The organism is Microbacterium sp. Leaf320, assembly GCF_001423485.1.
In the GTDB taxonomy this organism is placed as follows: Bacteria; Actinomycetota; Actinomycetes; order Actinomycetales; family Microbacteriaceae; genus Microbacterium.
In genome coordinates this window covers 64,107-77,745 of record NZ_LMOD01000006.1, presented here as the reverse complement: position 1 = coordinate 77,745, position 13,639 = coordinate 64,107, and the positions used below count along the sequence as shown (strand labels likewise).

Below are 13,639 nucleotides of genomic sequence, written 5' to 3'. Positions count from 1 at the left end.
GAGCCAGGGGTCAGGAGGCGGCGAGACGCTTGACCCTGCGGTGCTCCCGCAGGCTCAGGTCCGGCCGCTCCTCGACCTTGCTCGCGCCGTCGGCCTCCCAGCCGCGGCGCGCGTAGAACGCGTCGGCGCGCTCGTTGCCGTCGAGCACCCACAGGTAGGCGCGCGTGTGCCCAGCGCTCAGGATGCGCCGCTCGGCGGCGTCGAGCAGCGCGCGTCCGACACCTGTCGACCACTCGGCCGGGTCGGCGTAGATCCCGTAGACCTCGCCGTCGTCTGCTCCCTCCTCCTCGCGCCCCGAGCCGAAGGACGTCCAGCCGACGATCTCGCCCTCACGTTCGGCGACCAGGATGCCGAGGCTGGTGGGCAGCGGGTTCACGAAGATACGACGCCAGCCCTCGGCGCGTTCGGAGATCGAGAGCCGGTCGAGAGTCTCCTGGTCGATCAGCCCGCGATACGCCGCCTGCCAGGAGCGCACATGCACACCGGCGATCTGATCGGCGTCGTCGATCACTCCGTCACGGATCAGCACTGTCGTCATCCGACCACTCTACGAGCGCGTTCGAATGCATGTCAGAACCACTCGACCGGTGAGACACGATGTGTCATGCTGGGCGCACGTCGAATCCGGGGGGATCATCATGGCAAGACCACTGGCGGGCCCGCAGACCCTCTTACGCACCCTCAACGGTCGGGCGATCCTCGAGACGCTCGCCCGTCGAGGGCCGCTCACGCGAAACGAGCTCGTCACCGAGACCGGGCTCTCCCGCACCGCAGTGACGCAGGTGCTGCGGATGCTCGAGAGCGCGTCGGCCGTGGCCCCGGCCGGCGTCGATCGCGAGACGCGGGGACCCGCAGCCGGACGCGTGGCCTTGCATCCCCAGCTCGGACTCGCTGCCGCCGTGCACGTCGACGGGCATGCCGCCCACGTCGTTCTCGTCGACCCGACCGGCGCGGTGCGCGCGGAGCATCACGCGGCGTTCCCGGTGCGGGGAGATCGGGTGGAGCACATCGTCGATCTCGTCACCGCCTGCCGGCGAGTGGTCGCCGGACCCCTCGAGCTCGTGGTGGTCGGCATCCCTGGCATCGTCTCGGCAGACGGCGGCATCCGCGACGACCAGGGCCCAGACGGGGGTGCGTTCAAGAACGCGCTCTCGGAGCGTCTCGCCTGCCCGGTGCGCGTCGAGAACGACGTCAATCTGGCGGCTCTCGCCGAGCTGACCGCGGGCACCGGCGCAGATCTCGCGAGCTTCGCGCTGCTGCTGCTCGATGACGGACTCGGAGCGGGCATCGTGATCGACGGCATCCTGCACCGCGGGTTCTCGGGCGTCGCGGGCGAGGTCATGTACCTCCCGCAGACCCCTCTGCCCGTCGGCGCCCCCGTGCTCGGCGACGACGTGGTGCGCGACCTCGCACTCGGCAACGGCCGCGACCCCGAGCTCACGATCGATCAGCACCTCGAATCGGCGGCAGCCGGCGACCCTGCCGCGATCGCGATGGCCACCGAGATGGGGCGCCGCCTCACCCTCGTCGCCGGGAGCATCGCACTCGTGCTCGACCCCGAGGCGTTCATCCTCAGCGGATCCGCCGCGCACCCCGCGATGCTCGACGCCGTCGCCGACTACGCCGAGCAGCTCGCGCCTCAGCTGCCGCTGCGATTCGTCGTGTCGTCCTTCGGGCCCGAGGCGCCGCTGGTGGGGGCTGCAGGAGAGGCGGCATCCGCCCTTCGCGCGACCGTCTTCTCGCGCCTTCTCCCGAGATCGGACAGGAGCGGCAGATGATCTCCGACCTCGCCGACCGGCTCGGACTCCCGCCAGGAGCTCGAGCCGTGATCATCAACGCCGACGACTTCGGCATGTGCCACGCGGCCAACACCGCGATCGTGCAGCTGCTGGATGCCGGGCACATCGACTCCACGACGGTGATGGTGCCGTGCGCTTGGGCGCCGGAGGCTATGGCCTTCGCCGCCGCGCGCACCGACCTCGACATCGGCGTGCACCTCGTGCTCACCAGCGAGTGGACCGACTACCGCTGGCGCCCGCTCACCGGCACGGGAACGAGTCTGGTGGATGCGGCCGGATACTTTCCGGCGGGTGCCCTGGAGGTCGAAGAGCATGCGTCGACCGACGATGTCGCCGCCGAGATCGCTGCCCAGCTGCAGGCGGCGCTGGATGCCGGGGTCGACGTCACCCACCTCGACAACCACATGGGGTCGGTCTACGGGCTGCTGACGGGGCGTGACTTCCTGCGACCGGTGTTCGAGCTCGCCGCACGCCACGGACTGCCGTTCCGGCTGCCGCGGAGCATGGAGGGCACCGGCACCGACGTCGCCCTGCAGTCGAAGCTCACCGAGGCCTCCGCGGCGGCGGATGCCTTCGGCGTCGAGATCATCGACCGGCTGTGGAGCCATCCGTTCGAAGAGGTGCCCGGCGAGTCGTACGAGCAGGTGCGCGACGGCTTCATCGCACTGCTGCGAGCCGTGCCCGCCGGTGTGACGGAGATCTACCTGCATCCGATGGTCGACGACGACGAGCTGCGCGCGGCCGTCGACTACGCCGCCGTCAAGCGGGGGCACGAGCTGCGCCTGCTCTCGGACCCTGCGGTGCTGCAGGCGATCGCTGACGAGGGACTGGTCCGGCTGGGGTGGCGCGACCTGCGCGACCTGCAGCGGAGAGAGAGCGTATGAGTTCGCTGACGACGCGTCTGCGCGACCGACGGTTGGATGCCGTGCCCACGAGGGCGCAGGCGATCGCGTTCGGAGCATCCGGATTCCCGACCCAGCTCATGGCGCAGACGTTCTCGGCGTTCGTCGTCTACTTCTATGTCACGCGCCTCGGCGTCGAGCCGACCTGGGTGGCTGCAGCGATGATCGCGCACGGCGTGCTGAACGCGGTGCTCAACCCCGTGGTCGGCGCGGTGTCCGACCGCATCCGCACGCCGTGGGGCCGCCGCATCCCCTGGATCGGTCTCGGCATCGTGCCGCTCGTCGTGGCGTTCGCGCTGGTGTGGATGCCACCGGAGTTGCCCGCCGCAGGTCTCATCGTCTGGTTCCTGGTCGTCGTCGCGGTCTACGACATCGCTTTCGTTGTCGTGGTGCTGAACATCTCGGCGCTGTTCCCCGAGATCTTCCGCACCACCGAAGAGCGTGCCCGGGGCAACGTCCCGCGCCAGATCTTCGCGATCCTCGGAATGGTGCTGGGCACCGCGGGCGCGCCCGCGCTGTACGGGTCGATCGGATGGCCGGGCATGGCCATCGTGCTCTCGGCCGTCTGCCTGGTGCTGCTCGTGTGGTCGTTCTTCGGCGGCATGATCGAGCGCCAGGTGCCGGAGGCGGCATCCGAGGCGATGCGCTGGAGCGACCAGCTGAAGTACACGTTCGCGAACCGGGCGTTCGTGCCCTACGTGCTCGGCTCGCTGTTCATCCAGACGGCGATCGCCGTGATCCTCGCGGCGATCCCGTTCTACGTGCGGTACTCGCTGGGGGCGCCCGAGGGCGAGGGCAGCCTGCTGCTCGGCGCCATCTTCGTCACCGCGATCCCGTCGATCGTGCTGTGGAGCGCGGTCGTGCGGCGCACTTCACCGCGCTCGGCACTGCTGTGGAGCGTCGCGGTCTTCGGCATCGCGATGCTCGGCTTCCTGCTGCCCTCGAACGTGCTGGCGGCGGCACTCGTCGGCGTCGCGGTGGGAGTGGGCGTCGGCGGTCTGCTGCAGCTGCTCGAGGTGGTGCTCGCCCAGATCATCGATGAGGATGCCACGCGCACAGGCCACCGACGAGAGGGTGCCTACTTCGGGGTCAACGGCTTCGTGGTGCGCGGTTCCGTCGTGCTGCAGGCCGTCGTCGCGGCGGTGGTGCTGACGGCATCCGGCTTCGATGCGTCACTGGGCGATGCGCAGCCCGAAGCGGTCGACGGCGGCATCCGCGTGATGGTCGCTGTCGTGCCGATGGTCTTCGCCGCCCTCGCCTGGCTCTGCTTCTGGCTCTACCCGATTCGCACCAGAGACCTCTGAGGCCGCACGTTTCGTCTCGCTGCGCTCGCTCGACGACCGGGGCTGCAGATCAGGAGGCGGACTGACGCGCCTCCCAGCCCGTCCGCACCATCTCATCGACCGAGTACCGCATCTTCCAGTCGAGGTCGCGGGCGGCGAGTTCGCCGGTGGCGACGATGCGGTCGGGGTCGCCGGCACGGCGGGGGCCGATCTCGGGCGTGAAGTCGATGCCGGTGACGCGTGCCACGGCATCCATGATCTGCTTCACGCTCAGGCCGTCGCCGGAGCCGAGGTTGTAGGCCGCCTCGATCGACTCGCCCGCTGCGAGGCGCTTCGCCGCAGCCACGTGGGCGGCGGCGATGTCGCCGACGTGCACGTAGTCGCGCACGTTCGTGCCGTCTTCGGTGTCGTAGTCGTCGCCGTTGATGCGCGGGGTCTTGCCGGCGATCAGCGCCTCGAAGACGATCGGGAACAGGTTGTGCGGGCTGACGTCGTAGACGGTCGGGTCAGCGGATCCGACCACGTTGAAGTAGCGCAGCGACGTGTGGCGCAGCGGGGTCGCCGAATCGGCGGTCGCGATCGCCTGGTCGCGCAGCAGCCATTCGCCGATGAGCTTGGATTCGCCGTACGGGCTCGCGGGCTTCTTGGCGGTGTCCTCGACGACCAGCGCGACATCAGGGGTGCCGAAGACGGCGGCCGAGGAGGAGAACACGATGTTGCCGACGCCCGCGGCCTCCATCGCCTCGAGGATCACGCGGGTGCCTTCGACGTTCTGCGCGTAGGTGTGCAGCGGGCGCTGCACAGAGACACCGGCGTACTTGAACCCGGCGACGTGGATGACGCCCTCGGCGCCGTGGTCGCGGAGCGTCTTCTCGACGAGGTCGCGGTCGAGGATCGAACCCTGCACGAACGGCACGCCCTCGGGCACGAACGACGCGACGCCGCTCGAGAGGTCGTCGAGGATGACGGGTGCGAGCCCCGCATCCGCCAGTGCGCGTACGACGTGCGAGCCGATGTATCCGGCGCCGCCGGTCACGATCCAGGACATGGTGCTCCTCAGGTGGTGGAGAGTTCAGTATTTCAGGGCGGGCCCGCTGAGCCTGACCGCGTCAGGCGTCGCGGTGCGCGCCGGCCGAGGGGGTGACGGTGAAGATCACCGGAGCGGTGAAGGAGGATGCTGCGAACGCCGCGTTCACGGCATCCGTCACGTGCTGCACGGCATCCTGCTCGATCAGCGCGATGGCCGCGCCGCCGAAGCCGCCGCCGGTCATGCGGGCACCGATCGCACCGGCGGCGAGGGCGGCCTCGACCGCGGTGTCGAGCTCGGGCACCGAGATCTCGAAGTCGTCCCGCATGGAGGCATGCGAGGCGACGAGCAGGTCGCCGATCGCGCGGGCTCCCTCTTCGCGCAGCACGCGCACGGTGTCGAGCACGCGCTGGTTCTCGGTGACCACGTGGCGCACCCGACGGAAGGTCACGTCGTCCATGAGCTCCTCGGCACGCGGCAGGTCGTCGACCGAGACGTCGCGCAGGCTCGGCACGCCCATGATCGCCGCTCCTCGCTCGCAGGCGGCGCGGCGCTCGCCGTAGCCTCCGGTCGAGTGGGCGTGCTTGACGCGCGTGTCCATCACGAGGATCGCGAGGCCGGCTTCGGCGATGCCGACGGGCACGAGGTTGGCGTCGAGCGAGCGGCAGTCGAGGAAGATCGCCGCGTCGGGCTCGCCGAGCATCGAGGCCATCTGGTCCATGATTCCGGTCGGGGCGCCGACGGCCTCGTTCTCGGCACGACGGCCGACCCGGGCGAGAGCGATGCGGTCGAGACCGGCCTCCCACAGCTCGTTGAGAGCGGATGCCGTGGCTCCCTCGATCGCGGCGGACGACGAGAGCCCCGCGCCGACGGGCACGTCGGAGGCGATCGCGATGTCGAGGCCGGCGCCGGTGATGACCGCGTCGGAGGCGCCCTCGGCCTGGCGCAGCGCCCACGCGACGCCGAGGGGATAGGCGGCCCACTCGGGCACTGCCGGTGCCTTGCCGGTCGGAGTGGGGAAGAGCTCGGCGAGCTCGTCGATGGCGACCTCGACCGGCTCGTCGGCGAAGGTCGAGGCGACGCGGATGCGGCGGTCGTCACGGGGGCCGACGGCTGCGACGGTGCGGTGCGGGATCGCGAACGGGAGCACGAATCCGTCGTTGTAGTCGGTGTGCTCGCCGATGAGGTTCACACGGCCGGGGGCCGACCAGACGCCGGCGGGTGCACAGCCGGTGAGCTCGGTGAAGAGGGCGGTCGCGGCGTCGTCGGTGGTGGTCATGCGGATGCCTCGTCTGCGGTGTCGGTGCTGTCTGTCGGTGCGGTGTCGGCGCTCTGTGCGTGCGCGGCGTCTGCGGTGTCGGCCGCGTGCGCGGCGTCTGCCTTCGCGATGGCCTCGCGGATGCGGGCGGCGCCCTGTTCGGGGGTGACCTCGGCGGCCCAGGCCCACATCGCGGCCTCGGAGCCGGCGAGGAACTTGAGCTTGTCGGCGGCACGGCGCGGGCTCGTCAGCTGCAGGTGCAGGCGCACGCTGTCACGACCGACGTTGACCGGGGCCTGGTGCCAAGCGGCGATGTAGGGGGTCGGGGTGTCGTAGAGCGCGTCGACGCCGCGCAGCAGGCGCAGGTAGAGAGGGGCGAGCTCGTCGCGCTCGGCATCCGTCGTCTCGGCGAAGTCCGCGACGTGGCGGTGCGGCATGAGGTGCACCTCCAGCGGCCAGCGGGCGGCGAAGGGCACGAACGCGGTCCAGTGCTCGCCGCGGAAGACGACGCGCTCGGATGCCTGCTCGGACTCGAGGATGTGCTGGAAGAGCTCGGGCGCCGTGCGGTCGATCGACTCGAGCACGCGGGTGGTGCGCGGCGTCACGTAGGGGTAGGCGTAGATCTGTCCGTGCGGGTGCGGGAGCGTGACCCCGATCGCTTCGCCGCGGTTCTCGAACGGGAAGATCTGCTCGATGCCCGGCAGCTTCGAGAGGGCGGCTGTGCGGTCGGCCCAGGCCTCGATGACCGTGCGGGCGCGTGTGACGGACTGCGTGCCGAAGGATCCGGTGTGCTCGGGGCTGAAGCACACGACCTCGCAGCGGCCGACCGAGGTGCGGGTGCGGCCGAGCCCGAGGGCTGAGAGGTCGTCGAGCCCGCGGGGAGGGTTGCTCGCCTCGGGGGCGATGCCGGTCGCCTCGGCCAGGGCGGGGCCGAAGGCGGGGGAGCGGTTCTCGAACACCGCGACGTCGTAGAGCGAGGGAACCTCCGACGGGTTGGTCGGCGACTGCGGGGCCAGCGGGTCGGCGTCGGCGCTGGGCATCATGACGCGGTTCTGGCGGTTCGCGGCGACCGTGATCCAGTCTCCCGTGAGCACGTCGAGGCGCATCGTGGCGGTCTCGCCCCGAGGGTCGAGGGTGCGGGAGTCGACCGCGCGCTCTTCGCCGAGCGTCGTGTCGGGGTCGTCGAAGTAGATCAGCTCGCGGCCGTCGGCGAGCGTGGTCGCGCGCTTCGTGATTCCGGCGGCGAGGGTCTCGGTGCGCATCTCAGCAGAGTCGATCGTGTTCACGTAAACATGGTACGCACATCGCCGTGGTAACGTCAACATTGCTGAGTTGCGAACGCGAGATGGGGGTGCCTGCGGTGGATGACGACCTCCCGCGCGACCCCAGCCGGCCTCGGCGTCGGCGCCCCTCGTCGGGCCGTGTGTCGATGGCGATGGTCGCCTCCCGCGCCGGGGTCTCAGGCCAGACGGTCTCGCGCGTCGTCAACGACAGCCCCCGCGTCGACCCGATCACCCGCGAGCGCGTCGAGAAGGCCATGGTCGAGCTCGGATACCGGCCGCACCGAGCAGCGCGCGCGCTGCGCACAGGCCGCTCGCAGACCATCGGACTCGTCGTCACCACGCTCGCGACGGTGGGCAACTCGCGCATGCTGCAGGCCACGGCCGAGGCCGCTGCCGAGCGTGGCTATGCCCTCACCCTCGTGACCGCGGGCGAGAACGTCGCCGACGCGTTCGAGCGCCTCGCCGAGCAGGAGGTCGACGGCGCGATCGTGCTGAACGAGGCCTCAGCCCTGGTGCCGGCGGCCGAGCGGCCGGCCGGACTGCGGCTCGTGGTCGTCGACGCCCCGGGGGCGGCCGACCTCGCCGTCGTGCACAGCGACCATGTCGGCGGCGCCGCCGCAGCGACCGCGCACCTGCTGAGCCTCGGACACGAGACCGTGCACCATCTCGCGGGCCCCGCAGATTCGTTCGCCGCGGCCGAGCGCGAGCGCGGCTGGCGTGAGACCCTTCTCGCGGCTGGCGTCGAGCCGCCGATGGTCGTCCGTGGTGATTGGTCTGCTGAGGCAGGGTTCGCTGCGGGCGACGCGCTGGGCGCAGCATCCGCCGTGTTCTGCGCCAACGACCAGATGGCGCTGGGGCTGCTGCGCGCGCTCGCCCAGGCGGGGCGCCGGGTTCCGGAGGACGTCAGCGTGATCGGCTTCGACGACGTGCCGGATGCCGCCAACTACCGCCCGCCGCTCACCACGATCCGTCAGGATTTCACCGCTCTCGCGCACCGCGCCGTCGACCTGCTCGTCGCCGAGATCGAGGGCACGCCGGGCGCCGGAGCATCCGCAGTCGTGCCGACGCTCCTGGTCGAGCGCTCCAGCACCCGCTGAGGTCAGGCCGGAGGCGCCGACGATTCCCTGGCGTGCATCGTCGGGCTCAGCGACACCCGATGCACCGGACGTGACGGGTCGGCGATGCGCTTGGCGAGAAGGTCGATCGCTGCGGCGCCGACGGCGGCACGCGGAGGGCTGACCGCGCTGAGTGCGGGGGTGAAAAGCTGAGCGACCTCGTCGTCGTAGGCGACGACCGAGAGGTCTTCGGGCACCGAGAGCCCGCGGTTGAGTGCGATGTCGATGAACGCCATGGCCTCGGGGTCGGAGTGGATGAGCAGCCCCGTCACCCCGGCGTCGAGCGCCTTGTCGATGGCCGCGTTGACGGCGGTCGCGAAGCCCGGCCCGTTGCGGTCGGGGAAGAGGCTCTCGAAGTGGTCGGCCGGCGCGAGTCCGAGCTCCTCGCAGGCCGTCGCCCATCCGGTGACGATCTTGCGGCCGGTGGGAGACTCCCGCGACAGGATGAGGCCGATGCGGCGGTGGCCGAGGCTGGCGAGGTGGCGTGCGGCGAGCACCGCTCCCAGGGCGTGGTCGGTCGTGACGTTCTCGACGGGCGCGCGGTCGGGGAGCACCACGGCGTCGCGCTCGACGAACACCGCCGGGATGCCGGAGGCGTCGAGCCACTGCACCACGTCCTGCGCGTGGGTCACATCGGGGTTGGGCGCGACGATCAGTCCGCGGATGTCGTCGGCGGCGATGAGGCGCTCGAGCACCGGGCGTTCGTCCTGCAGCTCGTACGAGGCTCCGCGCAGCACCAGTCGAAGTCCGCGCTTGCGTGCCTCGGCCTCCATGCCCCGCACGACACCGGGCCAGTAGTACGCGAGCGACGGCACCAGCACACCGATCGCGCCGCCGACCTGCGCGGGCACCGGCTCGTCGACGCGCGCAGCCTCGGCTGGCACCGCCCCACCGTGCACGCGCTCGAGACGCCCTTCCTCCTCGAGCTGCTGAAGGTCGCGACGCAGCGTCACGGGCGCGACTCCGAGCTCTTCGGTCAGGCGCGAGACCCGCACGATCCCGTCGCGTTCGAGGGCGGCGAGGATGTGCGCGTGACGCGCGGGCGCCAGCGGAGCGTGCTGCTGATCGGTCATCGGTCGTCCTCGCTGTCACCCGTCCCCGGGGTGGCGTCGTCTCTTTCTACCGTGATCCACGCACGATCGTGCGCGCTCACGTCCAGTTCGATGCGGGTGAGTCGCTCGCCCCACACATCGCTCAGCATCGGGTCGTCGAGCACGCGCACCGTGTGCGCGGAGCGGATGCCGGCGGGCCAGCGGATCACGACGGGCGTCGCTCCGTCGAGCGGCGCGACCCGAATGCCGTCATCGAGGGCGGATACGGTGCCGGCGACGACGAGGTTGAGGGTGGTCGGGCCGTCTGAGAGGCGGCCGTTCCACGCGTCCGAGACCTGCACGACCCTCTCCGCACGGTCGAGGGCGGCGGTGCGCCGCCACGCGAGCCCGTCGAGCGCGTAGGCGGCGCTGAGGTCGAGAGTCAGCGACGAGACGGCATCCGTCACCGAGGCCTCGACCGCGGTGGCGGCGAACTCCCGACCCGGTGACTGGTCGACGCCGGCGATCGTGGGGGTGTTGTGCCACGCGCTCTGCATGGTCCAGATCGAGTACCGGTCGGGCCCGAACGTGGCCTTCGTGTACGTCGGACGCCCCGCGTCGACGATCACGGGAACCCCGTCGGACGTCACGATGAACGACCCGACGTCGTTGTGGTTGTGGTGCTCGGCGTTGTGCCCGCCCTTGACCACGAGGCCGAGACCTGCGGCCGATCCCGCACGTTCGCGGGCGAGCAGCATCTGGGTCGAGGGCAGCCACACGTCGCGCGGAAGGGGAGGGGCTGCCGGGGCGGCGGCGAGCCAGTCGGCATCGGTCAGCTCCTGGACGAGACGCCCGAGTCCGGCGAACTCCGACGGAACTGCGTCGCGGTGCGAGGCGGCGTGGGCCGCGGCATCCGCATCGCCGATCCGCAGGGCGGCGCGGTGCAGGGCGTGCCAGGGGAGATCTGCAGGCGGGCGAGCCTGCCCGTCTGCGAGGTTGGCGTACCAGTCGCCGCCGAGGTGGCAGCGGTGCGGGAACGCGACGGTCTCGCGCAGTCCGGCGAGGTCGGGGCGCGACCGGTTCGTGGCGTACTCGAGCAGATCGAGCGCCTCGAGCGCGCGGCAGGCGCCGTTCCACCAGTACGAATAGCCCTCGTCGATCGCGCCGTCGTCGGGCAGCGAGACGAGGTAGCGATCGAGCCCCTCGACGGCCAGGTCGATGATGGGGTCGGGGCGCTCGTGCAGCTGCACGGCCGCGGTGAGGACTGCCGAGTGGATCCACGGATTCCAGTTGTGCACGTCGCCGTCGAGCCCCAGCCAGTGCCAGTCGCGGCGCTCGACGAAGGGACGGAAGACGCGCACCTGCGCCTCATGCCGGATGCGGGAGCGGATGCCGGGGGCGCGCGAGTCGAGCTGCGCGCCGAGCACGTGGTCGATCCACGCGAGCTGGGCGACGACCTCGCCGGCGCCGAGGTCGAGGAACGGGTCGGTGACGGTCGCGAGCACGCTGCCGTGCCTGTCGAACGTGTCGTCGTGGGCGGGCCAGCACCACGAGCTCTGCTCGCACAGCAGCTGCACCCCGTCGACGACCTCGTCGATCCACTGCTCGTCGAGAGTCACAGCCGCGGTGATGACGGCGCGACTGAGCCGATGCTGGCGGGCGAAGGCCGGATTCTCCCAGGCGACGCGATCGCCGTCGCGGTGCACGCGGGCCGCCTGACTGGCGAGGGGCTGCGGCCAGGGAGTACCGAGGTCGGCGTCGGCGCGGGCGCGCAGATCGGCCGCATCGATGTGCGACCAGGCGGCGCGATCATCGGCGGTCGGCGCGGGGAGCGTGTTCACGCACTCAGCATAACTGATCGAAAATGATCGATCTAGCATTATTTGAGTCTTGTCTTGATCGAAATGCGGTGATAATCTCCCAACGATCGCAAAGAGACGGCATCCGTCGCGGTCCACCTCGAAGCAGTCTTCAAAGGAGAACCCTGTGACGTACGAGAGCACCGTCGCCCCGACGGCGACGAGCCCCCGCGAGGCTCAGTGGTCTCTGAACGCGGAGTGGTCTCGCGACGACCTGGTCGCGTACGCCGACCGACTGCTCGCGGCCGTGCGTCCGTGGGCCTCCGAGAACAACGCCCGCATCACACTGCCCGGCGCCTCGGGCGGATACGGAATCGACGTCGACGGCCTCGAGGGATTCGTGCGCACCTTCCTGCTCGCGGGCTTCCGCATCGCGGGTGCACGCGGCGAAGGGGTCGACGACCTCATCGACTTCTACTCGCGCGGCATCGTGGCCGGGGTCGATCCTGCGAGCCCCGACCGGTGGGTGCGGCTCGACGAGCATGCACAGGCCAAGGTCGAGGCGGCGTCGATCGCCCTGATCCTCGACATGACCCGCCCCTGGATCTGGGATCGCCTCGACGAGACCACTCAGCACCGCATGATCGACTACCTCGCGCCCGTCGTGGGCGACGACAGCTACCCGAAGAACAACTGGCTGTGGTTCCGCGTCGTCGTGCAGACCTTCCTGCGCTCGGTGGGTGGCCCGTGGTCGCAGGCCGACATCGATCAGGACCTCGCGCAGCACGACTCGTTCATCCGCGAGGGCGGGTGGATCTCCGACGGCGACGACCGCTCGTACGACCACTACGTCGGCTGGGCGCTGCACCTCTACCCGGTGCTGTGGTCGCAGATGCAGGGCGCCGCCGAGCTCGAGGGCGGTCGGACCGCGGACGATCTCGCCCGCCTCGACACGTTCCTGCAGGACGCGATCGCCCTCGTCGGCGCCGACGGCGCTCCGCTGATCCAGGGCCGCAGCCTCGTCTACCGCTTCGCCGCGGCCGCCCCGTACTGGGCCGGTGTCATCGCCGAGGTCCCGTCGGTTCCCGCCGCGCAGCTGCGCCGCGCGGCATCCGCCATCGTCCGCCACTTCGCCGAGAACGGCGCCCCCAACGATCAGGGGCTCCTTGACCTCGGATGGCACGACGAGTGGCGCCGGCTCGCGCAGAACTACTCCGGCACGGGATCCCCGTACTGGGCGTCGAAGGGCCTGCTCGGCATCGCCCTCCCGGCCGACCACCCGGTGTGGTCGGCACCCGCCGAGCCGCTGCCCGTCGAGAGCGCAGACGTCCTCCGGGTCGTCGAAGCCCCGGCGTGGATCATCTCCGCGACGACCGATGACGGCATCGTCCGGGTGATCAACCACGGAGCCGACCATGCGCGACCCGGTGACCTCGTGGGGGACTCGCCGCTCTACGCCCGCCTCGGCTACTCGACGGCTGCGAGCCCCCTGCTGAACGGCGACGCCTGGGCAGAGCCCCTCGAGCAGTCGGTCGCACTGCTGCACGCCGACGGTCGGGCGACTCATCGTGCCGGCATGCGCGTGCAGAGCATCCGTCGCGACGGGGATGCGGCGATCGCCGGATCCGAGGCGACCGCGCACTGGATCGCACCGGCCGCGACCCAGACCCGACACGGCTCCGGCATCACGGGCGACGTCGAGGTCGCCGGAACCGTGACCACCTGGTCGATCGTGCGCGGTGCATGGGAGGTGCGAGTCGTGCGCATCGACCGGATCGAGGCGGATGCCGCCCCCACCGCCCTGCGCATCGGCGGCTGGGCGCTCGCCGCCGATGCCGTCGACGACACCGTCTCGGAGACCGTGGCCGCTGCGAGCGCCCGCGGTCGACACAGCACCATCGTCGCGCTCACGCCCGGGGGAGTGCCCTCGATCGAGAACCGGCGCGACGCGAGCCCGCTCGGCGCAGCCGCATCCGTCCCGGTCGTCACGTCCCCGGTCTCGACGGGTGAGTGGATCGCGACCGCGGTGCACCTGTCCGACCGCGCCGCGGCATCCGCCCCCACCGTCCGCATCGACGGCGACGACGTCGCCGTGGTGTGGCCCGATTCCACCACCACCGAACACCGGCTCGCCTGAGCCGT

The 13,639-nt window shown here is 71.0% G+C and carries 11 protein-coding genes; 5 read left to right on the top strand and 6 right to left on the bottom strand.

Going from position 1 to position 13,639, the window contains the following annotated elements; genetic code table 11:
• Nucleotides 1-10: 10 nt before the first annotated feature.
• Entirely contained in the window at nt 11-538 is a 528-nt protein-coding gene (locus ASF63_RS18350; RefSeq protein ID WP_056517591.1) for a GNAT family N-acetyltransferase, read from the bottom strand.
• Between the two features lie 100 nt (nt 539-638).
• On the opposite strand from ASF63_RS18350, the gene ASF63_RS18345 reads away from it, so the two are divergent.
• Genes ASF63_RS18345 through ASF63_RS18335 form a run of 3 tightly spaced genes read left to right on the top strand, consistent with a single transcriptional unit; the run spans nt 639 to nt 4,005 of the window.
• Nucleotides 639-1,778 carry an ROK family transcriptional regulator gene (locus ASF63_RS18345; RefSeq protein WP_056517588.1) on the top strand — a complete coding sequence of 380 codons (1,140 nt, stop codon included), beginning with the start codon at nt 639-641 and terminating at the stop codon, nt 1,776-1,778.
• A complete protein-coding gene (locus ASF63_RS18340) occupies nt 1,775-2,683 on the top strand; it encodes a polysaccharide deacetylase family protein (protein ID WP_056517585.1) in 909 nt (302 codons plus the stop codon). Before ASF63_RS18345 ends, ASF63_RS18340 begins: the two co-directional genes overlap by 4 nt.
• Complete coding sequence (locus tag ASF63_RS18335; protein WP_056517582.1) at nt 2,680-4,005, top strand: MFS transporter; 1,326 nt, start codon at nt 2,680-2,682, stop codon at nt 4,003-4,005. Before ASF63_RS18340 ends, ASF63_RS18335 begins: the two co-directional genes overlap by 4 nt.
• A gap of 49 nt (nt 4,006-4,054) precedes the next feature.
• Here the strand turns inward: ASF63_RS18335 and galE are convergent, their stop codons facing one another.
• The 3 genes from galE to galT all read right to left on the bottom strand — a co-directional run bounded on the left by galE (nt 4,055) and on the right by galT (nt 7,531).
• Nucleotides 4,055-5,032, bottom strand: coding sequence for a UDP-glucose 4-epimerase GalE (galE, locus tag ASF63_RS18330; protein WP_056517580.1), 978 nt, complete (start codon nt 5,030-5,032; stop codon nt 4,055-4,057).
• Between the two features lie 61 nt (nt 5,033-5,093).
• Nucleotides 5,094-6,290 (bottom strand): galactokinase, encoded by a 1,197-nt coding sequence (gene galK, locus ASF63_RS18325; protein WP_056517577.1) that lies wholly within the window; start codon nt 6,288-6,290, stop codon nt 5,094-5,096.
• Nucleotides 6,287-7,531 carry a galactose-1-phosphate uridylyltransferase gene (galT, locus tag ASF63_RS18320; RefSeq protein ID WP_082478365.1) on the bottom strand — a complete coding sequence of 415 codons (1,245 nt, stop codon included), beginning with the start codon at nt 7,529-7,531 and terminating at the stop codon, nt 6,287-6,289. The genes galK and galT overlap by 4 nt, the downstream gene beginning before the upstream one ends.
• A gap of 167 nt (nt 7,532-7,698) precedes the next feature.
• On the opposite strand from galT, the gene ASF63_RS18315 reads away from it, so the two are divergent.
• Nucleotides 7,699-8,649, top strand: coding sequence for a LacI family DNA-binding transcriptional regulator (locus tag ASF63_RS18315; protein WP_056517575.1), 951 nt, complete (start codon nt 7,699-7,701; stop codon nt 8,647-8,649).
• A 2-nt stretch (nt 8,650-8,651) separates the two neighbouring features.
• Here ASF63_RS18315 and ASF63_RS18310 read toward each other — a convergent pair whose 3' ends face one another.
• Nucleotides 8,652-9,740, bottom strand: a complete 1,089-nt coding sequence (locus ASF63_RS18310) for a substrate-binding domain-containing protein (RefSeq protein WP_056517572.1) — start codon at nt 9,738-9,740, stop codon at nt 8,652-8,654.
• Nucleotides 9,737-11,539: a heparinase II/III domain-containing protein gene (locus ASF63_RS18305; protein ID WP_235560861.1), complete on the bottom strand. Its 1,803-nt coding sequence runs from the start codon at nt 11,537-11,539 to the stop codon at nt 9,737-9,739. Before ASF63_RS18305 ends, ASF63_RS18310 begins: the two co-directional genes overlap by 4 nt.
• 145 nt (nt 11,540-11,684) lie before the next feature.
• Here ASF63_RS18305 and ASF63_RS18300 point away from each other — a divergent pair, with 145 nt between their 5' ends.
• Nucleotides 11,685-13,634, top strand: coding sequence for a DUF2264 domain-containing protein (locus tag ASF63_RS18300; protein WP_235560860.1), 1,950 nt, complete (start codon nt 11,685-11,687; stop codon nt 13,632-13,634).
• Nucleotides 13,635-13,639 lie beyond the last annotated feature (5 nt).